The organism is Microvirga sp. HS2 (assembly GCF_055792805.1).
In genome coordinates, this window is sequence record NZ_JBVVAJ010000024.1 from 25542 (window position 1) to 51137 (window position 25596).

30 protein-coding genes are annotated in these 25596 nt (G+C 60.9%); 17 read left to right on the forward strand and 13 right to left on the reverse strand.

The features are described from left to right. Nucleotides 1–320: 320 nt before the first annotated feature. From ACS5Q0_RS18950 to argE, 6 genes are all read right to left on the reverse strand, one after another. Nucleotides 321–1325, reverse strand: a complete 1005-nt coding sequence (locus ACS5Q0_RS18950; protein ID WP_473128203.1) for an ABC transporter ATP-binding protein — start codon at nt 1323–1325, stop codon at nt 321–323. Then, nucleotides 1322–2314, reverse strand: a complete 993-nt coding sequence (locus ACS5Q0_RS18955; RefSeq protein ID WP_473128204.1) for an ABC transporter ATP-binding protein — start codon at nt 2312–2314, stop codon at nt 1322–1324. The genes ACS5Q0_RS18950 and ACS5Q0_RS18955 overlap by 4 nt, the downstream gene beginning before the upstream one ends. A 14-nt stretch (nt 2315–2328) precedes the next feature. Continuing rightward, a complete protein-coding gene (locus ACS5Q0_RS18960) occupies nt 2329–3288 on the reverse strand; it encodes an ABC transporter permease (RefSeq protein ID WP_473128205.1) in 960 nt (319 codons plus the stop codon). A gap of 10 nt (nt 3289–3298) precedes the next feature. Further along, the gene (locus ACS5Q0_RS18965; protein ID WP_473128206.1) at nt 3299–4279 is read right to left on the reverse strand and encodes an ABC transporter permease; all 981 of its coding nucleotides are present in this window, start codon (nt 4277–4279) and stop codon (nt 3299–3301) included. 107 nt (nt 4280–4386) lie between these two features. Continuing rightward, entirely contained in the window at nt 4387–5985 is a 1599-nt protein-coding gene (locus tag ACS5Q0_RS18970) for an ABC transporter substrate-binding protein (RefSeq protein WP_473128207.1), read from the reverse strand. Nucleotides 5986–6138: 153 nt separating this feature from the next. Then, a complete protein-coding gene (gene argE / locus ACS5Q0_RS18975; protein ID WP_473128208.1) occupies nt 6139–7293 on the reverse strand; it encodes an acetylornithine deacetylase in 1155 nt (384 codons plus the stop codon). A 137-nt stretch (nt 7294–7430) separates the two neighbouring features. On the opposite strand from argE, the gene ACS5Q0_RS18980 reads away from it, so the two are divergent. The 11 genes from ACS5Q0_RS18980 to ACS5Q0_RS19030 all read left to right on the forward strand — a co-directional run bounded on the left by ACS5Q0_RS18980 (nt 7431) and on the right by ACS5Q0_RS19030 (nt 13129). Beyond that, nucleotides 7431–7823 (forward strand): RidA family protein, encoded by a 393-nt coding sequence (locus tag ACS5Q0_RS18980; protein ID WP_473128209.1) that lies wholly within the window; start codon nt 7431–7433, stop codon nt 7821–7823. Then, the gene (locus ACS5Q0_RS18985; protein ID WP_473128210.1) at nt 7823–8794 is read left to right on the forward strand and encodes a threonine ammonia-lyase; all 972 of its coding nucleotides are present in this window, start codon (nt 7823–7825) and stop codon (nt 8792–8794) included. Before ACS5Q0_RS18980 ends, ACS5Q0_RS18985 begins: the two co-directional genes overlap by 1 nt. Before the next feature lie 576 nt (nt 8795–9370). Next, nucleotides 9371–9580, forward strand: coding sequence for a cold-shock protein (locus ACS5Q0_RS18990; RefSeq protein WP_370434588.1), 210 nt, complete (start codon nt 9371–9373; stop codon nt 9578–9580). 113 nt (nt 9581–9693) lie between these two features. Next, nucleotides 9694–9921 (forward strand): hypothetical protein, encoded by a 228-nt coding sequence (locus ACS5Q0_RS18995; RefSeq protein ID WP_473128211.1) that lies wholly within the window; start codon nt 9694–9696, stop codon nt 9919–9921. A 400-nt stretch (nt 9922–10321) separates the two neighbouring features. Continuing rightward, nucleotides 10322–10531: a cold-shock protein gene (locus ACS5Q0_RS19000; RefSeq protein ID WP_134499935.1), complete on the forward strand. Its 210-nt coding sequence runs from the start codon at nt 10322–10324 to the stop codon at nt 10529–10531. Nucleotides 10532–10639: 108 nt separating this feature from the next. After that, nucleotides 10640–10840, forward strand: a complete 201-nt coding sequence (locus tag ACS5Q0_RS19005; protein ID WP_473128212.1) for a hypothetical protein — start codon at nt 10640–10642, stop codon at nt 10838–10840. A gap of 37 nt (nt 10841–10877) precedes the next feature. After that, on the forward strand, nt 10878–11234 hold the full coding sequence (locus ACS5Q0_RS19010; RefSeq protein ID WP_473128213.1) for a DUF6481 family protein: 357 nt from the start codon (nt 10878–10880) through the stop codon (nt 11232–11234). 67 nt (nt 11235–11301) lie between these two features. Continuing rightward, on the forward strand, nt 11302–11511 hold the full coding sequence (locus tag ACS5Q0_RS19015) for a hypothetical protein (RefSeq protein ID WP_473128214.1): 210 nt from the start codon (nt 11302–11304) through the stop codon (nt 11509–11511). After that, nucleotides 11508–11801 (forward strand): hypothetical protein, encoded by a 294-nt coding sequence (locus tag ACS5Q0_RS19020; protein ID WP_473128215.1) that lies wholly within the window; start codon nt 11508–11510, stop codon nt 11799–11801. Before ACS5Q0_RS19015 ends, ACS5Q0_RS19020 begins: the two co-directional genes overlap by 4 nt. Nucleotides 11802–11852: 51 nt before the next feature. Continuing rightward, the gene (locus tag ACS5Q0_RS19025) at nt 11853–12158 is read left to right on the forward strand and encodes a hypothetical protein (RefSeq protein WP_473128216.1); all 306 of its coding nucleotides are present in this window, start codon (nt 11853–11855) and stop codon (nt 12156–12158) included. Between the two features lie 290 nt (nt 12159–12448). Next, a complete protein-coding gene (locus ACS5Q0_RS19030) occupies nt 12449–13129 on the forward strand; it encodes a hypothetical protein (protein WP_473128217.1) in 681 nt (226 codons plus the stop codon). Nucleotides 13130–13174: 45 nt separating this feature from the next. Here the strand turns inward: ACS5Q0_RS19030 and ACS5Q0_RS19035 are convergent, their stop codons facing one another. The 6 genes from ACS5Q0_RS19035 to ACS5Q0_RS19060 form a co-directional block, all read right to left on the reverse strand. Then, nucleotides 13175–14830 carry an ATP-binding protein gene (locus ACS5Q0_RS19035; RefSeq protein ID WP_473128218.1) on the reverse strand — a complete coding sequence of 552 codons (1656 nt, stop codon included), beginning with the start codon at nt 14828–14830 and terminating at the stop codon, nt 13175–13177. After that, nucleotides 14827–15651: an alpha/beta fold hydrolase gene (locus ACS5Q0_RS19040; RefSeq protein WP_473128219.1), complete on the reverse strand. Its 825-nt coding sequence runs from the start codon at nt 15649–15651 to the stop codon at nt 14827–14829. Before ACS5Q0_RS19040 ends, ACS5Q0_RS19035 begins: the two co-directional genes overlap by 4 nt. Before the next feature lie 335 nt (nt 15652–15986). Beyond that, the gene (locus ACS5Q0_RS19045) at nt 15987–16763 is read right to left on the reverse strand and encodes a glucose 1-dehydrogenase (protein WP_473128220.1); all 777 of its coding nucleotides are present in this window, start codon (nt 16761–16763) and stop codon (nt 15987–15989) included. Nucleotides 16764–16774: 11 nt separating this feature from the next. Further along, a complete protein-coding gene (locus ACS5Q0_RS19050; protein ID WP_473128221.1) occupies nt 16775–17650 on the reverse strand; it encodes a DUF6448 family protein in 876 nt (291 codons plus the stop codon). Nucleotides 17651–17725: 75 nt separating this feature from the next. Then, nucleotides 17726–18085, reverse strand: a complete 360-nt coding sequence (locus ACS5Q0_RS19055; protein ID WP_473128222.1) for a hypothetical protein — start codon at nt 18083–18085, stop codon at nt 17726–17728. 277 nt (nt 18086–18362) lie between these two features. After that, nucleotides 18363–19256, reverse strand: coding sequence for a LysR substrate-binding domain-containing protein (locus ACS5Q0_RS19060; protein ID WP_473128223.1), 894 nt, complete (start codon nt 19254–19256; stop codon nt 18363–18365). 130 nt (nt 19257–19386) lie between these two features. Between ACS5Q0_RS19060 and argH the strand changes: the two genes are divergently transcribed. Genes argH through ACS5Q0_RS19080 form a run of 4 tightly spaced genes read left to right on the forward strand, consistent with a single transcriptional unit; the run spans nt 19387 to nt 23377 of the window. Continuing rightward, nucleotides 19387–20811: an argininosuccinate lyase gene (argH, locus tag ACS5Q0_RS19065; RefSeq protein ID WP_473128224.1), complete on the forward strand. Its 1425-nt coding sequence runs from the start codon at nt 19387–19389 to the stop codon at nt 20809–20811. A gap of 25 nt (nt 20812–20836) precedes the next feature. Next, the gene (locus ACS5Q0_RS19070) at nt 20837–21745 is read left to right on the forward strand and encodes an amino acid ABC transporter permease (RefSeq protein WP_473128225.1); all 909 of its coding nucleotides are present in this window, start codon (nt 20837–20839) and stop codon (nt 21743–21745) included. Between the two features lie 3 nt (nt 21746–21748). Then, nucleotides 21749–22513 (forward strand): amino acid ABC transporter ATP-binding protein, encoded by a 765-nt coding sequence (locus ACS5Q0_RS19075; RefSeq protein WP_473128226.1) that lies wholly within the window; start codon nt 21749–21751, stop codon nt 22511–22513. Nucleotides 22514–22543: 30 nt separating this feature from the next. Beyond that, nucleotides 22544–23377 carry an ABC transporter substrate-binding protein gene (locus tag ACS5Q0_RS19080; protein WP_473128227.1) on the forward strand — a complete coding sequence of 278 codons (834 nt, stop codon included), beginning with the start codon at nt 22544–22546 and terminating at the stop codon, nt 23375–23377. A gap of 91 nt (nt 23378–23468) precedes the next feature. On the opposite strand, the gene ACS5Q0_RS19085 is transcribed toward ACS5Q0_RS19080, so the two are convergent. Further along, nucleotides 23469–24017 (reverse strand): GNAT family N-acetyltransferase, encoded by a 549-nt coding sequence (locus ACS5Q0_RS19085; protein WP_473128228.1) that lies wholly within the window; start codon nt 24015–24017, stop codon nt 23469–23471. Nucleotides 24018–24584: 567 nt separating this feature from the next. On the opposite strand from ACS5Q0_RS19085, the gene ACS5Q0_RS19090 reads away from it, so the two are divergent. Then, the gene (locus ACS5Q0_RS19090) at nt 24585–24956 is read left to right on the forward strand and encodes an ArsR/SmtB family transcription factor (protein ID WP_473128229.1); all 372 of its coding nucleotides are present in this window, start codon (nt 24585–24587) and stop codon (nt 24954–24956) included. Nucleotides 24957–24960: 4 nt separating this feature from the next. Beyond that, nucleotides 24961–25515, forward strand: a complete 555-nt coding sequence (locus tag ACS5Q0_RS19095; protein WP_473128230.1) for an SRPBCC family protein — start codon at nt 24961–24963, stop codon at nt 25513–25515. Nucleotides 25516–25596: the final 81 nt, after the last annotated feature.

The window sequence follows — 25596 nt, forward strand, 5'->3', positions numbered from 1 at the left end:
AACAAACATGATGATTATGGCTGAAACTGGTATGAAGTTACGGCCAAGCTATTTCGCAGCTCCCTCCGGCCCGAGAGGGGAACGCACGTTTGCACAACAACCGCGAAGGATAATGCCCCTCCCCTGGCTGCACAGAGTCTGCGAAGCCCAGAGCGAGTACTCTACCTGAACCAAAACCAAGTTAGTGGGAGCTAAAGGGTTGCCAGGCTCATCTAAGCCGATCTCAATGCGCCGGTAAGTCATTGAGAGATATAGTGAGCGCGTTGGGGCTCGAACCCGGGCCCGTCTGATTAAAAGTCAGTGTTCGGCCGTTTTTTCCTTCATGCGGCAGCATCGATCCCAAGGCGTCCCTCGTGGATTGCGTGGCACGCCACGCCTCTCAGGAACGGCGGAATTTCAGCCCGGCAGCGCTCATTGGCGAAGGGGCAGCGAGGGTTAAAGGTGCACCCCGAGGGGGGGCTGATCGGGTTTGGGATCTCTCCGCTCACGGGAACTCGCCGACGTCCTGTCATGCCTACATCCGGCACGGCATCGAGAAGCATCCGGGTATAGGGATGCTTCGGCTGGGCGAAGAGTTCGCGCCCATTGGAGATCTCGACGATGCGGCCGAGATACATCACGCCAATCCAACTTGCCATGTGGCGCACCACGGCGAGGTTGTGGCTGATGAATAGGTAGGTCAGGCCGAGCCGGTCCTGGAGGTCGCGCATCAGGTTCAGGATCTGAGCCTGCACGGATACGTCCAGCGCCGAGGTTGGCTCGTCGCAGACGATGAACTCCGCATTAGAGGCAAGCGCCCGGGCTATCGCGATGCGCTGTCGCTGGCCACCAGAGAACTCGTGCGGGTATTTGCGCCCGTCCGCCGGATGAAGCCCCACCAGCGACAGAAGCTCGCCCACCTGGGCGGCGATGTCCTTCTCACCCTCGATCAGCCGGAAGGCCCGAATTGGTTCAGCCACAATGCGGTCCACCTGCCAGCGCGGGTTGAGGCTGGCATAGGGATCCTGAAAGATCATCTGAATGCGCCGCCGCAACCGCTGACGCTCCGCGGACACCGCCGGGCTCGACATGGAGATGCCGTCGATGGATACCTCCCCGCTCGTGGGCGGCAGAAGCCCGACCACCATGCGAGCAACCGTCGACTTACCAGAGCCCGACTCGCCCACAAGAGCGAAGGTTTCTCCCTTCGGGACGGAAAACGAAACTCCGTCAACTGCCTTCAAGTATTGCTTCTTCTCGCGTTCGAGCACCCGGTTAAGCCAGGGCTTCGACACGTCGAAGACGCGGCGGAGATCTTTGACGTCGACGTAAGATTGCTCGGTCACGAAACAGCCTCCGAATGGGCAGAGGATTGATCGTAGAGATGGCAGGCGACCCGATGCTCACTGTGCTGGATCGGCTCGGGGCGCTCGATCCGGCAGCGGTCGAACACGTAAGAACAGCGTGGATTGAACGGGCAGCCGAGCGGGACCGCCGATAGCCGTGGCATGGAGCCTGGGATCTGCACGAGACGATCCGCATCGCTTTCGAGCGACGGGATTGCCCCCATGAGGCCCTTGGCATACGGGTGCAGCGGGTTCTGCACCACGTCCCGCACGGGGCCAATCTCGGCGATGCGCCCGGCATACATGACGGCCACGCGATCCGCCGTTTCTGCGATCACGCCCATGTCATGGGTGACCAGCATGGTGGCGGTGCCGTGCTCGCGTCCGAGCCGCTTCAGCAGCGAGATGATCTGCGCCTGCACGGAGACATCGAGGGCCGTGGTTGGTTCGTCGGCGATGATGAGCTCCGGTTCTGCGCACAGTGCCAGAGCGATTACGACGCGCTGGCGCATGCCCCCCGAGAATTCGTGCGGGTAGCTGTCGATGCGCTTGTCGGGGGCTGGAATGCCGACCTCCGCCAGGAGATCGATGGCCCGTTTGCGCGCGGCAGATGCCGACAGATTGGTGTGCGTGCGGATTGTCTCGATGAGCTGCTGACTCACCCTGTAGAGCGGGTTGAGGCTTGTGAGCGGATCCTGGAAGATCATGCCGATGCGTTTGCCGCGCACCCTGCGCATCTCCTCTGGCGGAAGATTGTCGATGCGAAGACCCGACAGCCGGATCTCGCCGCCGGCGATTCGTCCCGGCGGATCGATGAGGCCGATGACGGCGGAACCCGTCACCGACTTGCCAGCACCGGATTCACCGACGACACCGAGCACCTCGCCCTTTCTGATATCGAACGATACGCCGTCGATAGCCTTGAGGATGCCACGTCGCGTGACGAATTCGACGCGCAGGTCACGAACGGAGAGAACGGATTCAGCCATGGATGCTCCCTCTCTCATCGCAGCTTCGGATTGAGGGCATCGCGCAGCCAGTCGCCCAAGAGATTGATGGCGAGCACCAGCAGCGCAAGCGCGATGCCTGGGAAGGCGACGATCCACCACTCGCCGGAGAATAGATAGTTGTTGCCGATCCGGATGAGGGTGCCCAGCGAGGGCATGGTTTCGGGCATGCCGGTGCCGAGGAACGACAAAGTTGCTTCCGTAATGATCGCAAGGGCCAGATTGATGGTAGCAATGACCAGAACCGGACCCAAGACATTGGGCAGGATGTGCCGGAACATGATGACCGGTGTCGACAGGCCGATCAACCTGGCGGCCGCGATATAATCTTTGTTCTTCTCTACCATCACCGAGCTGCGTACGGTGCGGGCATATTGCACCCAGAAACTTAGGCCGATGGAGAACACGAGCACCGAAAGGGTCGTCACCTCGTCGAGCTGGCCGCCGAGCATGGACTTCACGACGCCGTCCACGAGAAGGGCGATCAAAATCGCCGGAAAGGTCAGCTGCACGTCTGCGATGCGCATGATGATCGCATCCACCGTTCCGCCCACATAGCCGGCGACAAGACCGAGAGCGATCCCGAGCGAGGCGGAAAACGCAACGCCGAGGATGCCGACCGAGAGCGAGATTCTCAGGCCGTAAAGGATGGCTGAGAGGATGTCGCGACCCTGCTCGTCCGAACCGAGCACGAAAGGCATCAGCCCTTCCGCGTCCCAGATGGGCGGCAGCCGGCTGTTCATCAACTCCAATTGAGCTGGATCGAAGGGATCCTGCGGCGACACGACGCCGGCAAGGACTGCAGCGGCAACGAACACGAAGGTTAGGAAGGCTGCTGCCATCGTGAGCTTGGAACACTTGAGGCTTGCCCAGACGTCGCTTTCGAAGAAACGGCCCGCCCCAGTGGTTGGTAGGGAATGAGGTGCAGGGGCCGCCGGTTTGGTTGCTTCTGCCATGGCTTTGTCCTCACGTCGGCTGCCGGATGGACGATCTCAGGCGCGGATCGACAACCGTGTAGAGAATGTCGACAGCAAGATTGATCGTCACGAAGATCAGCGCCACCAGCATCAGATAGGCGGCCATGATAGGGATGTCGACATTCTGCACGGCCTGCACGAACAGCAGGCCCATACCGGGCCACTGGAACACGGTCTCGGTGATGATCGCGAAGGCGATCACCGAGCCGAATTGCAGGCCCACGATGGTGATGACAGGCACCAGCGTGTTCTTGAGCGCATGCCCGAAATGGACAGCGCGGCTGGTGAGCCCCCTCGCCCGCGCGAATTTAATGTAGTCGGTGCGCAGCACTTCCAGCATCTCGGCTCGGACGATGCGCATGATCAGGGTCATCTGGAACAGACCAAGGGTGATGGAGGGCATGATAAGGGCCTTGAGGCCCGACACGGTAAGAAGCCCCGTCAACCACCATCCAACGCGCACGGTGTCGCCGCGGCCGTAGGACGGCAGCCACCCGAGGGTGACGGAAAACAGATAGATAAGCAGAATGCCGATTAGGAAGGTCGGGAGCGAGATACCCACCAACGAGATCGTCTGAAATACCTTGGCCAGCACGCTGTCCCGCTTCAGGCCCGAATAGACGCCCATCAGCACGCCGAAGCCGGTGGCAAAAAGCGTAGCGCACAAAGCGAGTTCGAGGGTCGCCGGCATGCGTTCGGCCAGAAGGTCCGAAACCGGCTGCCGGAACTGGTAGGAGACACCAAAATCGCCCTGAACAGCCTTCCCGAGATAGCGCACGAACTGCAGAGGTACAGGATCGTCGAGACCAAGCGAGCGGCGAACCTGTTCCCGCTCAGCCGCGGGGGTATCAAGAGAGACGATCTGGTTCACCGGATCGCCGGCGAAGCGGAACATCGCAAAGGAAATGATCCCGACGGCCAGAAGAACGCCAATGGCTTGGAAGGCGCGTCGGATGATGAAAGCAAACATGAACAAACTCTTGATCGCTATGCCCCAAGTGGGACTGCCCACCGGAGGTTTTCGGAAGAATGTCCCGGGCAGCGATCGGCTGCCCGGGACGAGCGATCAGGCTCGGACTATTCCTTCTTCTGCGCCCAGTAGAGCAGCACCGAGTTGTCGGCGCGCTGGCTCAGCGTCACCTTGTTCGATACGCCCCAGGCGAGAGCCTGCTGATGCAGCGGGATATAGCCGTATTCGTCGACCGTGATCTGGAATGCTTCCTTGATCATCCGGTCGCGCTTCTCCTTATTGATCTCGACCAGGATCTTGTCGGTCAGCTCGTCATGCTGCTTGTTGCAGAAGTTGCCGAGGTTCGACTCGCCGCGTGAAGATTGCGGGTTGTCGCGGCAGCCTTCGATATCGTGCAGCACGTTGTGAGAGTCGAAGGTGCCTGGCGTCCAGCCGAGCAGGTAGAAAGAGGTGTTGTAGTTGCCGGCCTTCAGAACCTTGCCGAAGTACTGCGCCTTCGGCTGGGCCATCAGGTTCACCTTTACGCCGGCACGGGCCAGCATGCTGACGACGGCCTGACAGATCGCCTCGTCGTTCACGTAGCGGTCGTTCGGGCAGTCCATGCCCACCTCGAACCCGTTCGGGTACCCAGCCTCGGCCAGGAGCTTCTTGGCGGCTTCCACGTCGTACTTCGGACGCTGGAAATCCTTGGAGAAGGTGAATAGCTCCGGCGCGATCATGAGAGCCGAAGGCGTGGCCAAGCCGCGCATGACGCGGGACTTGATGGTCTCGATGTCGATCGCCTTGTAGAAGGCCTCGCGGACGCGCTTATCCTTGAAGGGGTTCTTGCCTTTCACATTCGAGAACAGGAGTTCGTCCCGCGTCTGATCCATGCCAAGGAAGATGGTGCGCAGTTCCGGACCGGTCTGCACCTTCGCATTGGCACTGCTGTTGACGCGCTGTATGTCCTGCAACGGAACCGGCTCGATGACGTCCACTTCGCCGGAGAGCAGCGCTGCGACCCGTGTCGCATCGGAACCGATCGGGGTGAAGACGATCTCGTCGAGATTATGCTCGGCCTTGTCCCACCACTCCTTGTTGGCCTTGAAGACAGTCTTCACGCCCGGCTGGTGGCTTTCAATCTTGAATGGGCCTGTGCCATTGGCGTTGAGGGCCGCATAGCTGGGCGTCGTCGCCGATGCGGGCGTCGGCGAGGCCGCGTTGTTGGCCTCGGCCCATTCCTTGTCGAGGATGTACCAAGTGTCCCACTGGGAGTTGAGGATTGGGTTTGGGGACTTAAGCTTCACATCGACGGTGTGGTCATCAACCTTCACCCACTCGGAGGTGGTCGGCACGCGGGTCTGGAAATTGGAACCTTGCGCCCGCACCCGATTCGCCGAGAAGATCACGTCGTCGGCGGTGAATGGGTTGCCGTTGTGAAACTTGACGTTTTTGCGCAGGAAGAAGCGCCAGGTCAGGCCGTCCTCGCTGATTTCCCAGCGCTCGGCTAGGCTCGGCTGAATGGCAAGGTCCTTGCCGCGCCGCGTCAGTCCCTCATAGACATGGCCTAGGTGGGCGTTAGTGGTGGTCTCGTTGACGGTATAAGGATCGAGAGACTTCAGGTCGCCCTGGTTGGCATAACGCAGGGTCACGGCCATGGCCGGCAGGGCAGCGCCGGCCATGAGCGCTGCCACGGAGGCGGCAAGGAACTTCGAAGGCATCGTCATATCGTGTCTTTCTCCTCTGGAAGCCCCGCGTCTTTGCGCGGTGTTCTTTTTGTCGAAAGGCCCGATTTTCTGCCGTTCCTTCCGTTCCGCAATGAAGTTAGGCAGGAAAGTGTCAGGGGGTCCAGCCCCGACTTCGACCTCCCCACTCAGCAATTAGGCACATAGCTCGGCAATGATGCGACGCAGCACGCGCTCCCCGGCCTCGAACTCGCTGACCTCAATATATTCATCGGGCTGATGGGCCTGAGCGATATCGCCGGGGCCGCAGACCACCGTCGACCAGCCGGCCCGCTGGAATAGGCCCGCCTCTGTGCCGTAGGACACCACGTGGGTACCGTTGTCGCCGGTGATGCGCCGCATCAGGCGCTCGGCGGCCCCATCCGTTTCGGGCCTCAGGCCAGGCACTTCGGCGATCAGCTCGACGGCCACGCCTGTGCCGGGCGCAATCGCCTTCATCCGCGGTTCGACGACATCACGCACATATGCCTGATAACGTTCGAGGTAGTCGCGCGGGCTCTCCATCGGAATCGCTCGGATGTCGCTGAAGAACCAAGCGGATGACGAGACCACATTGGCGGCGTTGCCGCCAACCATCATGCCGCAATGCAGCGTGGTATAGGGCGGCTCGAATGGGTCGGTCGGATCGGCGCGGCGCCTGTTCTCCTCCATAACGTCCTCATGCCAGGTGATCAGTCGCGCCGCGTTCATCACTGCGCTCACCCCCTGATCGATCCGGCTCGAATGGACGGCACGGCCGGTGACATGGGTGCGCAGCTGCACGGAAGCTTTGTGGCCGGTCACCACCGCATGTCGGGTGGGCTCCCCGACGATTACGGCTGAGGGCGTCGGAAGGGAGCGCGCCATGGCCTGCACCAACGATGGCGCGCCACGGCAGGCGATCTCCTCGTCATAGGACAGGGCAATGTGAATCGGGCGTTTGAGGGGGGAGCGCACCATTTCAGGCACGAGGGCCAGAACGAGGGCATCGAAGCCCTTCATGTCGGTTGCGCCACGGCCGTAGAGACGGCCGTTCTTTTCCGTAAGCGCCCACGGATCGGTGGACCAGTTCTGACCCTCGACCGGCACCACGTCCGTATGCCCGGACAACACGACGCCGCCCTCCACTTGGGGACCAATGCTCGCATAGAGGTTGGCCTTGTCGCCCTCGGGGCTCATCACGAGCTGGCTTTCGACGCCGTGGCTGTTCAGCCAATCCTGGCAAAACGCGATGATGTCCAGATTGCTGCTCGTTGAAACGCTCGGAAAGGCAATCAGGCGCGCGAGCATTTCGCGGGGGGACAGGGACATTGCAGACTTCTCCTTAGGTCGGACCCGAGCTTCCGATCCTCTTGCGTATCCGGTCAAGCCGGTTCTATCGGTGCCGGGATTGACTTAATGCCTATTGACCAAGCAAGCGTCGCCCTACCATGATCGGGCTGCCCGCCATGACCCGCTCTTCCGTTCACACCACGAATGCTGCCCCGCCCGCAGGCTCCTATTCTCAGGCCATCCGCGCCGGGGACCTCGTGTTCGTCTCGGGCCAATTGCCGCTCGATCCCAGCGGCACTCTCGTTGGGGCGGGCGACATCAGGTCTCAGACCCAGCAGGTGCTCGACAACATCGTGGCCATCCTGCGCGAAGCCGGATCGTCGCTCGATCAGGTGGTGAAGACCACGGTGTTCCTCACGAATCTCGATGACTTCGCTGGCATGAACGAGATCTATGCCAGCATATTCCACCCCCCCTACCCCGCGCGATCGACCGTGGAGATTGGCCGTTTGCCCGGCGGCATGCTCCTTGAGATCGACTGCATCGCAAGGCTCGAACGGACACCCTGATGAGCACCTTCGACGTGACCCTCTCTGATATCGAAGCCGCCCGCAGCCGCATCGCCGGGCGAGTCAGGCGCACGCCGGCTTTCGAGAGCCCTGACATCTCGGCCTGCCTTGGCCGGCGCGCCGCCGTAAAGATGGAGGCGCTGCAGCTTGCAGGCTCCTTCAAGGTGCGCGGCGTCTTCAACAAGGTGCTGACCTTGAGCGATGAGGAGCGCCGGCGCGGCCTCGTGACTGTGTCAGGCGGCAACCATGCCATCGCCGTGGCCCGGGTTGCCGGAACGCTGGGTCTCGACGCCCTCGTGCTGATGCCGAAGGTGACGCCCCGGTTCAACATCGATCTCACCACCAAGTTCGGGGCCCGCGTGGAGCTCTGCGACGACGCGGCCGAGGCCTTCGCCAAGGCGGAGGACTACCAGCGCCAGGGGCGCCTCTTCGTCCACCCATACGACGATCCCGCAATCATCGCAGGCCATGGCACCCTTGGCCTCGAATTCCTGGAGGACATCCCGGACCTCTCCCATGTCTTCGTGTCGATCGGCGGCGGCGGCTTCATGGCTGGCACCGCCGCGGCCCTGAAGGCCAAGCAGCCCTCGCTCACAGTCTATGGAGTTGAGACCTCGGGGGCGCCCACCATGACCGAAGCGCTCAAGGCCAATGAGCCGGTGACGATTCGTGCGACTTCCATTGCGCGGACGCTTGGCGCCCCGTTCGCAACTCACAGGACGATTGCTGCCGCAAAGCTTTTCCTGGAGGAGATTGTTCTCGTAGAGGACCAGCCGGTCATCGGCGATGTGAGCTGGCTCCTGCAAACGGAGAAGCTTCTCTGCGAGCCCGCCGCCGCCTGCGTGCTGACCGCCGCCAAGTCAATAGTGTCCTCCTTGCCGGACGACGCGGTCATCGGCCTCGTTCTCTGCGGTTCCAATCTGTCGGTGGATGACCTCGACACATATCGTCAAGTGTCGAAAGTGCAATAAGTTCATGAGGAAGAGCAGCCCACAGCGGGGACCCGGGAGACAAGTTTAGCTCAGGCTCGCCAGTCTCGAGATCTTTCCATGAATAAGATTATCTGGAAGGATGCAGATACAGTACGAGCATCCCGTGATGCCGTCCTACACGACCCGGTCCTGGAAGGAAGCCCTCATCGGCATGTTGGGCATTGCGGCGCCAAGGTTACTTGACCGCTCTTCCACCAGCGGTCGGCCCGTGGCAGCGGTCAAATGTCTGCACCGGGTCAGGCGGAGAAGTTTGGCGACTTTTCGGAATGTCCGGATTGGTGAGGATTGCTGCCCTCGGGCTTAGGTCTCAGGAGTGCCAGAAGCCGACCTTCCGGTGTTGTACAGCTTGGCGGTAGATGTAGGTAGATCGGATCACCGCCTTGTAACGCCCACGAAGCCGTTCTATTGTCCCGATATCGAGACTGGTCGACGACTGAGCTGCTGTACCTTACCGTGCAACTGCACGGGCGATCTCCCCAAGTATCGATCCTCATCCAACCAAGGCGCTGACGCATCTTGGCTTAGGTTGCTCATCAATAGAGAAGGGAGTTCTCCATGGCGACAGGTACGGTGAAGTGGTACAATGAAACAAAGGGCTATGGTTTCATTCAGCCTGACAACGGCGGTAAGGACGTTTTCGTCCATGCATCCGCGCTGGAGCGCGCCGGTCTGCGTGGTCTGGTTGAGGGGCAGAAGGTTTCCTATGATGTCGAATCCGACCGCCGCACGGGCAAGGAATCGGCAGGAAACCTGAAGACGGCCTGATCAAAACCCTTTGGCTATAAATTGCGCAAGAGAGGCCGCTCCGACTTGGAGCGGCCTCTGCGTTTTGGCCTATAGGCATCTCGTGCGTACAGCGATGCAAAGGAACACGAACATTGGCCCGCAAGAAGTCAAAGCCCGTTGAGAGCGGCTATGCCCTCTTCGACGTTCTCTACGAGGATGGCTCCCGCAGCTCGAACCGGCGTGTCTCGCGCTCCCTTCTGGGTGGGATCGACGGCGATGAGCCGGCCCGGAAAGCCATCGAGGAGCAGGACAACGCCATCGCGGAGAAAGCTGGTCGCCCCCGCATTCCGATCAAGAAGATCGCACGATCACCCGTCTAACCTGAACCGCCCCGCCGCTCGGGGAGCGGAGCTCAGTTCGCCCGGCTGATGCTTGGTGCAGAGCACTCCCCCTCCGCGATCATAGTCATTCCCGGTGAGATCGGAAGATTCTGGGCACGCCATTGGAAATTTTATTGGCGTTGTGAGAAAGCAAAACAGGGAAGCAAGTCCTTCTGCCGCCCTGTTCTTCGAGCAATCCCAGTCCGTCCTCTTGTAAAAATTCCACAGATCCCTATATTTTTATTATCGACTTTGGCCGGACAATCGGGCCGTTTCGCTGTTGGCACTGCCAGGCGCACGTTCAGACACTCTTTCCAAACATCGACGAACCGAGTTGAGGTCGCGCTTTCGCGTGCCTTGGCTCACGCGCATCTGCAACAACCGCGAAAGGTTACCCTCTATGATCATGGGTACAGTGAAATTCTACAATGACATGAAGGGCTTCGGTTTTATCCAGCCGGACAATGGCGACAAGGACGTGTTTGTCCATGCCACAGCCCTGGAGCGCGCCGGCATGCGCAACCTCGTCGAAGGCCAGAAGGTCTCCTTCGACACGGCTGAGGACCGCCGCTCCGGCAAGATCGCCGTCAACAACATCCAGAAGGCCTAAGGATGTTGGGGCGCGACCCATATGCGCCGTCTACGGAGCCGCTCCCGGGTGGAGCGGCTTTTTCTTTGCAAAGCTCCAGCAGCCAATCGTCAAGCTGAAGAGGAAGCAATGAACACGTTTCGAAAAACCCCTCCTGCGAAATCGGTTATGTTCCTGGTGAACTATGACGATGGTCGCACCGCCTATCTGTGGGTCGACGATCCTGCCAGGGCGACCGATACCTGGGCCGTTGGTGTAATTGCCCGAGCCCAGCAGGAGCAAGGCACACTGCCGGAAGGCACCATCACCAGCATCAGGCGTGTCCGCTAGTCGGCACAGATCAGATGAGGCAGACGTATTGAGCTCAATGAGCGGAATGAAGCAGAAAGATTTTGGCGAACGGCTAAGTGCCGCTAGGGACGCAAAGCAGGCGATGGCGGCCAAGTTCCGTCAGCGGCCAGGGCCGGACGATCCGGCGGTTGCCGAACGGCGGGCCGCCCGGGCGGCCGCAAGCGCCGCGCGCGACGCCCGCATCGCTGAGCGGGAAGCCCAGCGCCTTGCCGAGAGCGCCCGCGTTGCCGCGGAGCGTGAGGCCCTTGCGGCGGAACAAGCCGAGCAGGAAGCGCGCGCAGCCACCGAGAAGGCAGCGAACGATGTCAGGGCAGAGGCCGAGCGCAAGGCCGCCCGTGACGCTCGGTACGCGGCCCGTAAAGCACGGAAGTAGCGGGTTGCATCCAACGGTCTCGTGTGAATGAGACCTAGTCCAACTCACCCAGCAAGGAGAGCGGCCAATGTCTCACAGGTATAAAGTTCACCAGTTGGTTCGTATCACCCATCCGAACTTCTCGGATAAACGTGCCAGTTCGAGCGGCATCTACGAGGTCGTACGGCTGATGCCGGCCGATCAGACTGGCGAGGTGTCGTACCGCATCAAATCGGCTGGCTTCGGCGAGCGCGCCGTGCGCGAGAGCGAAATCACAGCCCGGATGTCCGAGATTTGACCAACGGCGAAGCCTTCTTCCACGGATCTCAGATTTACGAACCCGTCGCGTTGCTTCGACGGGGCGATGAGACCCTCTACGTCGCTCGGGTCGGCATGAAAGCTTCACGGCAGTTTATGATCCTGACGCCCACCGGCGAGTCGGCTTGGCCGCATGAGCCTCTCGGCAGCCTCTCCGACGTCGCCTGGGCGCTTCGAGCACATGAATGGCACGACGTGACGCCTGAACCCGTTGGACAGAATGAGCGGTTGGCCAAGACCCTGGCCCGCCTACTAATTGAACGTGCTTAGGTGATCGAGTTACCAGTGAATGCACTGGCAACAACACGGAGGAACGAGGCTATGGCTGATCAACCGACCAATCTTGATGCGCATCGCGGAATGGCGGCTCAGAAAGCCACTGACCTCCGACGTCTCCGGGCAGAAGTCGAAGCCGATCAGGAAGCACTGCGTACCAGACAAGCCGCCCTCGAAGATCTGCTGACAGCCGCACCCGCCACCGATTGGCACGAGGCGGTTGAGAAGGCGCGCTATCTGCTTGGCCTCCTCGCACAGAGCTTGGATGCAAGCGATCTACGCCGCAGCAAGCTGATCGACCGCGTGCTGGCCGATTTCGACCATCTGCTCGGAAAGTCGACCCACGACTGACATGATCTCATCCACGAACTGCCTGACAAACGGAAGCTAGCCGTGGCCACGAGCGAACAGCGCGCTAAGCGCGACGCAAAGAAGCCGAAGAAGGCTCCCCCCCGACCGCACTGTTGCGCCGCCTCGCATCGCCCTGTGAATGGTCGGGCTCGATGCTTCGAGTGGACAGAAGCGCGAGCAGAAGGACGGGACGCGCGGGCCAAAGGCATGGGCGAGCGTGTGTCCATTGATCGGCGTTCCCGACACGTGCATGGTCCCGCGAATAGGCAGTGCTGTCCGAAGAGTGTTTCATGATTCCTTGGGTCTTACTCGACACGGCAAAAGTTCCGGGCGACCGGGACGACTTGCGCCTCAAGAGGCGTGGGGCCGAGTTCTCCATCATGCTGGGCAGCAATGAGCTGATGAACAGCCGCCTCAGTGGATCCGAGGAGGCGCTGGCCAGACTGTCTTGTCAAAGACTTCGGGGCCGCAAGCGACCACAGATCCTGATCGGTGGGTTGGGGATGGGCTTTACACTCCGCGCTGCGCTCGCTGAACTCGGCCCCGATGCTCAGGTCACTGTGGCTGAACTGGTACCCGCGGTCGTGGCCTGGGCCCGCGGTCCCATGGCCGAAGTCTTTGGTGATAGCCTTACCGATTCCCGCGTCAGCATCGTCGAAGGGGATGTCGGTGGCCTGATCAGATCGAGCCGGTCCGCTTACGATGGGATCCTGTTGGATGTCGACAATGGGCCCGAAGGGCTGACACGCCGGGCCAATGACGGCCTCTACGACCTGTCGGGGCTTAGCTCCGCTCGGACAGCACTGACTCCTGGTGGCGTCCTTGCCGTGTGGTCATCGGCACCGAATAGAGCCTTCACCCAGCGCCTGCGTAGGGCGGGATTTGGTGTGGATGAGGTCAACGCGCGCGCCCACGGAACCCGTAGGGGCGCAAGACACACGATCTGGATTGCGACCAAACAGGCTGGCTGACTTGCGTTGCAGGCGTAAGGCTGGAGAGGCAGTGCCACGTGTTCTTCACGATTTTGCCTGTGCCCGCTTGCGCCGCTTGCGGGATGCCTTGCGAAGTACGCGTGACAATGCCTCAACGGAATAGGGCTTCTGCAACAGCTCGAACCCATGCCCTCCCTCAGCGAGCACGTGGCTGTACCCGCTCGTCAGCACCAGCGGCAGATCGGGGTAGAGCCGTTGCACGTGGCGCGCCAACTCCACGCCGTCCATGCCCGGCATCACCACGTCCGAGAACACAATATCGTGGGCGCTCGGCGACGTCGCCAGCTCGTCGAGCGCGGCTTGTGCACTCTCGACCCACGTCGTGCGGTAGCCCAACTCTTCCAAGGTCTGCGTCACGAAGGTGCCGACGTCCCGGTTGTCCTCGACCACCAGCACACAGGTGCCGTGCCCGTCTTCGGTGGTCTCCTCCTCTGGAGCGGCCGCTCCGAGAGCGGCTATGACGCGGGGCAGGTACAGCGTGAACGTGGTGCCTTGGCCGACTTCACTCTCGACGATCACCTGTCCCCCTGACTGCTTCACGAACCCGAACACCTGGGACAATCCGAGGCCGGTGCCCTGGCCAACACCCTTGGTGGTGAAAAACGGCTCGAAGATCTGATCAATCTGATCCGCCGGGATGCCCAAGCCAGTGTCAGCGATCGAAATGGCCACGTGAGGGGCCTTGACCGCCGCGTGTCTCCGGACGGCGGGCATTGTCTCGGCCGGCCACACTGTGATTGTGATCTGGCCCTCACCGTCCATCGCGTCACGCGCGTTGACCACGATGTTGATCAGCGCTGTGTCGAACTGACTTGGATCGGCGCTGATGAAACACGGCTCATCGGGCAGGTAGGTAACGATCTGGATCCGTGCCCCGGTCAGAGTACGGACCATGTCGCTGAGCATCCGAACGGCCTGTCCCGCATCGAAGGTCTCAGGCTTGAGGGCCTGGCGGCGGGCAAAGGCGAGAAGTTGACTCGTGAGCTTGGCGGCTCGGTCCACGGTATCGGAGATCGCTGCGACATAGCGGGCCCGCCGCTCCTCTGACAGGTTCGGTCGCTTGAGGAGATCAGTCGACGATTTGATGACCGTGAGCAGGTTGTTGAAGTCGTGCGCTACGCCCCCGGTGAGCTGGCCCACCGCCTCCATCTTCTGAGATTGGCGCATCGCCGCCTCGGCTTTCAGGCGCTCGGCGACCTCTTGGGCCACCCTCTCCTCCAGAGTTTCGTTCAGACGCTTGAGCTCCTCGGCGGTCTGCTCGGCCTTTTGGCGCGCGAGAAGCAGCTCTCGCTCGTATTGTCGCCGGTCGGTGGCATTGAAGAGGGTGATGCGGTTGACAACAGGCTTCCCACCTGCATCCCGCTTCTGGACAGCATTGGCGAGAACTGGCAAGGCACGTCCGTCGGCGCCGATCAGATCAAAGGCGATCTCGTTCACAAATTCCTGCATCCGCAGGAGCGGCGCAAAATGGGTTTCGTAGAAGATCCTGTCGCCGATGCTCAGGAGATCCTGGAAGCACTTGTTGCCGACAAGATCCTGCGGCTTCATACCAATCCAGGTGAGGCAGGTTTGGTTGGCTCTGATGATGGTGCCATCCGGCAGGGTCGAGAGGTAACCGCAGGGGGCGCTCTCGTAGAGTTCCTCAGGAGTTTCGATGATCGCCTTTGGGTCTATGCTCACTCTGCCGCCGTCGTGTTGGGAATTGAACCGCGCAGAAAGGTCTCTATGGCGGCAATCGTCTCCTCTGGGGCACTCAGGTTCGGGCAATGGCCTGTCGCTTTCATCAGGACGAACTCACTGCCCGGGAGGGTCTGATGCACGTAGCGCCCGACCGCCTCAGGGGCAATCACATCCTGCGAGCACTGGAGGATGAGTGCCTTTGTCTTCACTTTAGGCAGGTCCACCCGGTTGTCCGAGAGGAACGTCACGCGGGCGAAGTGCTTGGCGATCTCAGGGTCGCTCCGGCAAAAGCTGTTGGTCAGTTCCTCGCCGAGCTCCGGCCGGTCCGGGTTGCCCATGATCACCGGCGCCATGGTACTCGACCAGCCCAGATGATTGCTATCGAGCGAATCTAGCAGGCCCTCGATGTCCTCCTGCTGGAACCCACCGACATAATCGCCATCGTTGATGTAACGCGGCGACGGCCCGATCAGGATCAGACGGTCGAAGCGCTCCGGCTCCTGGATGGCGGCCAGCACGCCGATCATGGCGCTGACCGAGTGGCCGACGAAGATGACGTCCTTGAGGTTCAACTCGCGGCAGATCGCCAGCACGTCGTCCGCATATCCCTGAAGGGAGCCATATCGGACCTGGTCGAAGGCGGTCTCATCCGACTGGCCGTGGCCAACGTGGTCGAAGAGAACGATCCTGTAGCGGTCCTCGAAGGCCGGCGTGATGTAGCGCCACATGTTCTGGTCGCAGCCATAGCCGTGGGCGAAGAACATGGGCTGCCGACCCTTGCCGGCAATCTTAACATTGTTTCGCTGAAGAACGGCAGACATGGCGCTTGATGTAAATTGAGAGACCAACAGGCAAGAACGCTCACTGATGGGGGAGCGGGTTGCGAGCCGTGCAATTGGACTCCATTAAGTAGATACGCTGGCTCTTATTTCAACACACAAGGATTCCACATTAGCCATTCCGTCCTGAGCGAGTTTTCGTGTGCCGAGACCTGGAGTTCGCTGCTCAAGACAGTCAGCAAAGGTCCGGATCGGGTCAAGCATTCACATTCCTGCCGCTCAACAAACGTCGGTTCTTGAACGCTGAAGCGGACCAAGAGCTTTGGTTCGCGGACTGCCAGAACAGGACATTCCGATGACCTCCAAACAGAAAGGGCTCACTGAGCGGTGTAGCCGCCATCAATGACCAGTTCGGCGCCTGTCATGAACTTGGACTCGTCTGAGGCAAGATAGACCACGCCATAGGCAATGTCGTCCGGCTCCCCGATATGGCCAAGCGGGTGCAGAGCGTCTGCGGCCCTGCGGCCCTCTTCCACATCTCCATGCCGGGCCAGGTAGTTCTCCACCATCGGTGTCCAGATGTAGCCAGGGTGGATGGAATTCACCCGGATGTTCAAGCCGGCTTTGGCGCAGTAGAGCGCGACCGATTTGGTATAGAGCCGGACGCCGCCTTTCGAGGTGCAGTAGGCGCCGAGATCGGGAATGCCGATCATGCCGGCGATCGAGGACAGGTTGATGATCGCGCCCCCGGGCGGCGTCCTCGCCTTCATGACTCGGATGGCATGCTTCGTCCCCAGGAAAACACCGTCGAGATTGACGCTCATGAGCCTGCGCCAGTGCTCGAGCGTTTCCTCCTCGGGAGGACATCCATCGGCAACGCCCGCGTTGTTGACCAGAACATCGAGACGGGCGAATTTGTCCAACGTCTCTGCCATGACCTGCTGCCACTGTGGCTCGCTGGAGACATCGTGGTGCAGATAAAGTGCGTCGCCGCCGTCCTCACGGATCGATTGCGCTGTCGCTTCCCCTTCGGCATCCCTGATGTCCGTGAGCACGACTTTGGCTCCCTCGCGCGCCAACATCATTGCGGAGGCGCGGCCGAGGCCAAGGGCGGCGCCGGTTACGATCACGACTTTATCGATAACCCGGTTCATGTCAGGGGCTCCTAATGCCCGCAGGCGTCGACGGCAGCCGGTCCCTCCGTATGTCCGTTGCCCTTGGCGGCTAGGTAGATTGCCTCCACGTAGCCGATGAACCCGAATTCCTCTCGGACATGTTCGCGTGCGGCAGGCACCTCTGCCGCATTGGTCGGCTCCTTGGGCTTGTCACGGGCAGCATGGGCAAAGCGCTCGCGCACCCCGTGCTCGATCTCGCGCGAGAGGAATTCCAGGAGCGGCTCGACCTTGCCGATCGCCAGCGCCTGCTCGGCAGCCGGAATGGCCGGGCCGAAGTCGGTCCCGGCCGGCTTGAGACCGGTGTAGGGCGCGCCCTCCCCGGCCCGATGCAGCCGGACGGCCGTCTCCATTAAGAAGCGGTCCACCAGTGCCTTGGCCTCGCCACCCGCTGCCCGCGCGGCCATGGCCTGGGTGAAGGCGGCGGTCAGCGCCGGCTCGGCGGAGGCCGGGACATACGGCAGGACGGCGTTGACGTTGTTGGTGTCGAGCGCCCGTACGGCTGCCGTCGTGACGGGTCCGCCGATGGCGTCGCAATGGGCTTGGGCGGTTCCCGCGAGGACCAGGCTCGCCCCGACCGCCATCGCGAGGAGAAATACCTTCGGCATGATCTCATCCCTCCGGTCTGGGCGGTGACGGGTCGACACAGCATGGCGTGGTCGTCGGCTTTCGTGCCCGCGCGAATCCCGGCCTGCCGTGAAAAGGCCCCAGACGATCATTGCGGGGCAGGCGAGGAGCAATGCGGCGACAACGGCAGCCCACACTGACAGGCCGAACAGCATCAACACGGCCGCGGCAAGCAGCAGCGCGATGGCGGGACATGTCCAGGCATAGTTCCGGCTGAATTCGGAGAATCTGGTTTCAGGCATGGGCTCGTCTCCTCCTCATGGCCCGGTCTTCGTTCGCACCTGCCGAACCGGCCCTCGTCAGGTCGGGTAATGGATCTAGCGGGCCTGGCTCACGTACGTGAATTGGGCGGCCTCCGGTGAGCCGGTACCGGGGCGGCGGATCTCGAGGACGATCGTGTATCGGTCGTTGTCCGACATCGGAACGAACCCGCCGTAGGTGACGGTGCCGGCGATCTGCATGGGGTCGAGCCTCACCCGAGCCATGCCCACGTTCCCGAGGCCGGACACGACCGCCGTGACATCCGCATTCTCGATCCGGGTTCCGCTCGCCTTGTCGAAGACGGCGACCATGATGTGCTGGTCCCCGGCCGACGGCGCTCCGCCGTGCATGGATGCCTCGGCGTGGGACGGCGCATGCCCGCGGATGAGCTGCGCCGGCATCACCCCCAGATACACGATCAGATCGGAGGTCTCCTACGAGGGGGAAAGCACCTGTGCGTGGACCGGATGGGGCTGGGACACGGTAAGGATCGCTGCCGCCAGGAGCGGAGCGGGACAGGAACCGTGAGACGGCCGTCGCAAGCTGCCTCTCCACATAGTCCCCTTAAGATACAGCAATCGACCGGCAAGTACTTGAAAAATATCAATTCACGTCATCGAAACATCGGCCCACCGACGCCGCTGGCGATATAATGCATCAGGGAGCTTATTTAAGGCACAGCGCACTCCGCCGTCAGGACGCCTGCACTTCTTCCAGTAGCCATCTCCGGAAAGCCTCCAGCCCAGGGCGCGTGGGGCGATCTTCTGGTGTGGTGAACCAATAGGCGTTGCGGCTTTTGAAGCCGAGCCCTGCCGGATTCACTAATCGTCCAGTCTCGAGTTCCTCCTGCACGAGCCGACGCGGAACTAGCGCGAGGCCCTGGCCGGCTATCGCCGCTCGGATAACTAGCGAATAGAACCCGAACCGCGTTGTGTGCACAGGCGTGAAGTCATCAAGCCCCTGTGCCTCGGCAAACTCGCTCCAGCGAAGGGGCGTTTGAAAATGATCGAGCACGGTATAGCGGCGCACATCCTCCGCCGTCTCGATGCCGCCAAGGCGTGCCACGAAGGAGGCAGCGCCAACGAGAGCAACATCGCGGCCGAACAGGTAACTGCCTTGATGCCCCGGCCACGCTCCCTCCCCGAACCGGAATACCCCATCGGCCGCTTCCGCCGTATCCGCCGTCACGAAAGTCGTGAACTGCACGTCGATCTCAGGATGCTGTTCCGCAAAGCGCGAGAAGCGCGGCACGAGCCACCGATCGCCGATGATCGGCAGCACGTGGAGCCGGACTGACCAAGGCGAGGCTTTGAGGGCAGAGACCTGTGCGTCGCCCGCTTCAAGCTCCGCCAGGGCACGGCGAACATGCTTCACATAGATCCGCCCTGCTTCCGTCGGTACGAGACCACGGTTGCCCCGGGCGAACAGAGAGATTCCCAGTGTCTCCTCCAATCCGCGTAGATGTTTGCTTACTGCGCTCTGGGTCAGGTTGATGGCCGTTGCAGCGGCGGAGGCCGTGCCGTGCTCGGCAACGGCAAGAAGGACGCGTAGGGCGGTCATGGAGCCTGGGAGGCGCTGAATCGTCATGGAATAGAGTAACCGAGGAGAGAGAAGAGGACCTAAGCTTCCTTCTATTCTAAAATAGAATACCAAAGCGACAAAATTTCATTTGCCAGCCGAAGTTCCCCTTGGGAAACCAAAAGAAAAGGAGATCGGCATGACATCGACCAACGTTCTGTGGGCCTCACGCTTCCGCTCAGGCCCTGCCCCGGAGCTCATGGCTCTCTCGCGCTCCGATGCCAGCCATTTCCGCCTTGCAGCTTATGATCTCGCTGCCTCCTTCTCCCATGCGCGCGAGCTTGTGAGAGCCAAGTTGCTCACCCAGGATGAGGGTGAAGCAATCGAGGCGGCTCTTGAAGAGCTCAAGTCCGAGGTCGATGCCGGAACTCTCATTCCATCTGAGCAGGACGAGGATGTGCACACGTTTCTAGAGCGTAAGCTCACTGAACGGCTCGGGTCTCTCGGCGGGAAGCTCCGGGCCGGACGCTCGCGCAATGATCAAGCGGCCAACGATCTCAAACTCTATCTTCGGGATCGGGCTCGCCGCATCGTCATCGACTTGCTGGTTCTACAAGAGGCTCTTGCGCTTCAGGCGGAACAGCATCTTGAGACCATAGCCCCTGGGTTCACCCATCTTCAGCCCGCGCAGCCGGTGAGCTTTGCGCACCAGCTCCTTGCTCATGCGCAGAGCTTCACTCGCGACATCGACCGCATGCAGGATTGGGATCGGCGCGCTGCGCGCTCCCCGCTCGGGGCGGCGGCGCTTGCAGGATCGGCCATTGCCAAATCGCCAGAATCCTCTGCCCGTGAGCTCGGCTACAATGCACCTTGCGAAAACTCTATTGATGCGGTCGGCAGCCGCGACCACGTCGCGGAGTTTCTATTCGTGACTGCGATGATGGGCGTGAACCTGTCTCGCTTAGCCGAGGAGATCTTCCTCTGGTCCTCACGCCAGTTTCGCTGGATCGCGCTCGACGATGCCTATGCCACCGGCTCATCCATCATGCCGCAGAAAAAGAATGCCGACATTGCTGAGTTGACCCGTGGTCGCGCCGCACGCCTCATCGGTGCTGTCGGCACGATGCTGACGGCACTCAAGGGACTGCCCTTCGCTTACAATCGCGATCTCGCCGAAGACAAGCGGGCGGCCTTCGAAGCCATCGACACCCTCGCCCTCGTGCTTCCGGCCATGGCCGGAATGGTTCGGACGATGCGGGTCGATGCGGGCGAAATGCGCCGCCAGGCAACCGATGGATTTACGCTTGCCACCGAAGTGGCCGACTGGCTTGCGCGCCAGGGTGTTCCATTCTCGGAAGCCCACGAGATCACCGGCCGCTTGGTTCGCTTTTGCGAGGACCGCAATATTGGTCTTGAGGATCTGAGCGCCGGGGATCTGTCAACCGTGGATTCGCGCCTGAGCGCAGCCCTTATGACGAACCTGACGCCTGATGCCGCCATCAGGGCCCGGGACGGCTATGGCGGGACGGCTCCGCTCCGGGTAGCCGAACAGCTTGCCCGTCTGCGCGCGGATTTTGAGAAACAGCGCGAATGGGCGATGCATTATAATGGTCCACGGATCTGAACAGGCACGAACGGAGAGAGCCGGAATGAGCAGTACCACCGCACCCTCCTCGGTCGGAAAGGGGCAGACTGAACGCTTCGATCCGTCGATCGCGCACCTGACGCATGTACCGCGCCGCCATTACGGACGCTGGATCGCAAGCGCCCTGATCCTCGCTGCGTTCGCCCTTGTAGTGAAGGCATTCGCTCAGGGGCAGATCGACTGGGCCGTGGTCGGGCAGTTCTTCACGGCCCAATCCATCATCAGCGGTCTCGGCAACACGATCATCATGACGGTTTGCGCAATGGCCCTGGGCATCGCGCTCGGCGTTCTGTTCGCGATTATGGTGATGTCGCCCAATCCGGTCCTGAAGAGCATCGCAGTCTTCTACATCTGGTTCTTCCGCGGAACGCCGCTTCTTCTTCAACTCCTGCTTTGGTTCAACCTTGCTCTCGTGTTTCCGACCATCGGCTTTCCTGGACTGTTCGAGGCCCGTATGGTCGATGTGATGACGCCGTTCGTGGCAACGCTGCTCGGCCTCGGCATCAATCAGGGTGCCTACACGGCCGAGGTCGTCCGATCAGGCATCCTATCGGTGGATGCAGGTCAGACAGAGGCCGCCAAGGCCATCGGCATGACCCGCCTGACGACCTTGCGCCGCATCGTCCTTCCGCAGGCCATGCGAGTGATCATTCCGCCGGTCGGCAATGAGGTGATCAGCATGGTGAAGCTGACGTCCATCGCCAGCGTGATCGGCTTCGCCGAAGTGTTGCGCAACGCGCAAACGGTCTATTATGCCAATGCACGGGTAATCGAGCTTTTGATCGTCTCCGCTGGCTGGTATCTGATCATCGTGACGGTTCTAAGCATCGGCCAGCATTTTCTTGAACGTTATTTCGCCAAGGGCTCAGGCCGCCGGTCTCGTCCCGCCGCGCGCCCGGCGGTGGAGGGCTAAGCCATGATGCCTATCGTCGTTGCAGCCGACGTGCGCAAAACCTTCGGCTCCGTTCAAGCGCTCGACGGTGTCTCGATCGAAATCCCCGCCGGCCAAGTGCTCTGCATCGTCGGACCTTCGGGATCAGGAAAGAGCACGCTCCTTCGCTGCATCAACCAGCTCGAGCGGATCGATTCCGGAGCCATCTGGGTCGATGGCGAACTCATCGGCTATCGTCGTGTCGGCGACAAGCTCTATGAGCTGACAGACGCGGAGATTGCTCGCCAGCGGCTCACGAGCGGCATGGTCTTCCAGCGGTTCAACCTGTTCCAGCACATGACGGCCCTTGAGAACATCATTGAAGGTCCGGTGACCGTCCAGAAGCGCCGCCGCAGCGAAGCTATCGACGAAGCCACGGCACTCCTGGAGCGTGTGGGGCTTTCGGCGAAGCGCGATGCCTATCCGTCGGAGCTTTCCGGCGGCCAGCAACAGCGCGTGGCCATCGCCCGCGCGCTCGCCATGAAGCCCAAGCTGATGCTGTTCGACGAGCCGACCTCGGCGCTCGACCCGGAGCTGGTCGGCGAGGTTCTTGCCGTCATGAAGGATCTGGCCCGTTCGGGCATGACGATGATCGTCGTGACGCATGAGCTTGGATTCGCGCGTGAGGTTGCGAACGAAGTCGTTTTCATGGATCGGGGAGCCATTGTGGAACGGGGCTCGCCGCAAGAGGTGCTGGTGCACCCGAAGCAACAGAGAACCCGCGATTTCATCGCGGCGGTTCTCGCTTGACAAGTGTTCCTCAGGAAAGGACCGACGACAATGAAACTGACAGCAGGTTTGCTCGCGAGTGTGATCGCTTTGGGCTTTGCGGCCACATCCCACGCGGCGGAACTTCCGGATCGGATCAAGAAGGCTGGCAAGATTGTCGTTGCGACAATGCCGAACTATGCCCCGATCACTTTCAAGGACCCGGCTACGAACAAGCTTACAGGCTTTGATATCGATCTGGGCGAAGCTCTCGCGAAAGAACTCGGGGTTGGCATTGAATGGCAGGAAATCGCCTTCGCCCAGATGATCCCGTCGCTCCAGACCGGCCGCGTCGACATCGCGCTCGCCGGTATGAGCGATCTTCCGGCTCGCCGTGAGATCGTGGATTTCGTCGACTACATGAAGTCCGGCGCGCAGTTTTATACCACGCCCGCCATGGCGGCGACCATCAAGACTCCTGACGACCTGTGCGGCAAGAAAGTCGGCGCGAGCCGTGCCACTAACTGGCCCCGCCAGATCGGCGAGTGGAGCCAAGCCAACTGTGTGGCGAAGGGAAAGCCCGCTATCGAGGCTATCGGCACCGAGGGATCGGCCGATGCTCGCACGCAACTGAAGACGCAACGCCTCGATGCAGCCGTTCAGGGCAACGAGACCCTGCCATACTTCCAATCGCAGGAGCCCAACAGCTATGTGCTCATCGGCGAGGCCTTCACGGTTTCCCTCTCCGGCATTCCCGTGCTTAAGACCGAGCCCCAGCTGCGCGACGCCATCAAGGATGGCCTTGAGCGCCTTCAGCAGAAAGGCATCTATGACGAGATCGTCAAGAAGTATGGTCTCCAGGCGAACAAGCTGACGCCCATCGCCATCAATCAGGGCACGGACTGAACCTAATACGGGCTCACGCACCATTGCGTGAGCCTTATTCTCCTGCTCGATCCACGACAGCGAATATCCGGCATTGGTCATTGCTGCGCCTTCAATAGATTCTCGCCGCCTCCTGGGCCACGAGCGCCGGCAAATCATCCCAGACATACAGATAGTTACAGGAACGCCAGACAGGACCGGGATCCGTATAGCCCCCTACCCTTTCGCCTCCCATTCGTTCATAGAATGCGATAGCCGGATCATTCCCGACAACTACACCGAGCCCCATGCTTTTGTAGCCGGCCTCCATCATATGGCGCGCAAGATGAAGCAGCAGTTTGCGGCCAACGCCCCTGCGCTTGAAGGCGGCTCCCACATAGAGAAATCTAATCTCGCCTCGGCTCCGAAAGATCTCATGCGAGGCTGGTCCGGCTGCACCGAATCCTGCCAGCTGCCCCTCCGCTTCGGCAACCAAAATAATCCGCTCGCCTTCAGCGTTTGAAAGCATACTCCGCCAACGGGCCAGCCTGACCTCCTCCGTTATTGCGTCGTATGCGGCCTGCGGAGCAAGACCGCGATAGGTCTCCTGCCACGTATGAAAATGCAGCCGTGCAATCGGCAATGCATCGGCCTTCTGTGCCAAACGGATCGTGATTGTCATTTTGTCTCTGGTTGCCTCATGGCAATTGTCGCCGAGGTTTATTTGGAATCTGCTGAGGGATTTGTTACGAGCTGCGCACTGTTCGTCGAGAGCTAAAATCCGATTCAATGCGAAACAAGTAGAAAGTGAGCCGTTGAATGAATCATGATCCACGAGGATCGTGGTCGGCTCAAAGGGCGAGTTTTACCGCCCTTTCGAACGTCCACTTGCTGTTCACCAGAGAACTATGGCGCAATGTCTTAGATGTGCCCGGAGCCGACCTTCCTGCTCCAGCGTTGCTGGAGGTCATCGCAGTCCTTGCTCGGCGTGGCGGTGTTCACCGAGACCGTGCAAGGACTAGATATCTTGGGGATACTGATCATATCGGCTGGTTCTTTCTTGGCAACGTTCGAGCGCAAAGAACTGAAGCTCACAATGACAGGTGGGCTTCAACCCATGATGAGGCAGAACACATTGATCCGGCCTGATGAACCGTCGAGCGGACCAGACGTCCAGCGGGAAGGTCAGACATCGGGTGGAGTTTCGGTGTCCCGAGAGCCAAAACTTAGCCAATAGTGAAAGTATTTCTTGACCGCCGTCACGCGGCGGCTAATACTTTCCGAAATGGCTAAGTGTTCAACCGATTTAGACAGGGCTTTCTCCGCCCTCGCAGATCCGATCAGGCGGGCGATCGTCAGTCGTCTGTGTGATGGCCCGAAATCCGTCGGCGAACTGTCTGAGCCGTTCCAAATAGCTCTGCCGTCGCTGCTCAAGCATGTGCGTGTTCTCGAGCAGAGCCGGCTCATCAGCTCCGAGAAAATCGGACGCGTTCGAACCTGCAAACTTGAGCCGCACGCCCTCCAGGCGACCGAAGCGTGGCTACACCAGCATATCTCCGCCTGGGAGAAACGCCTCGATCGCATGGAAGCCCATATCGAACGCATGAAACGGAAGGATTAAGACTTTGAACGCTCTATTCCAAAGCTCCGGTTCCCCTTGGCAGGACTGGCTCGTCGATCGTGAGATCATCTTGAGCCGGGTGATCGATGCTCCCCGGAGCGTCGTTTGCTCCGCTTGGACGGACCCGGATCAGATCGGACAGTGGTTCGGTCCCGACGGCATGGTGATCGAAAGCAAAGAGATCGACCTCAGGCCGGGCGGGGTCTGGCGGTTCGACATGGTCGCTCCCGACGGCACTCGCTATACGAACCGAATGCTGTTTCTCCGTATCGAGGCCCCGGCCCTCATCGAGATCGAGCACGGGTCGGACGGGGACGACGACCCCGGTCGGTTCAGGATGCTCGTCACCTTCGATGAACAATGCGACGGCAAGACCGTGCTCACGCTCCGGCAGATGCATCCGACTAAGGAGCACAGGGAACGGGCGGTCGGCTTCGGCGCCGTAGAGTTTGGGGGGCAAACGCTGGCAAAACTGGCCCTGCACGTTGCGAAGGTCAGGCGTGGACGAGCGAATGAGCCTGTGGGTCCAACGTTCACACACTGCGCGAATGCCGAATGAACGCTCGTCCCGATCCTTCGTGCCGCCCTGGGATCGGCGGAATGGCAACTGACTGCCGATCGATGATCGAACAAAGTGCCG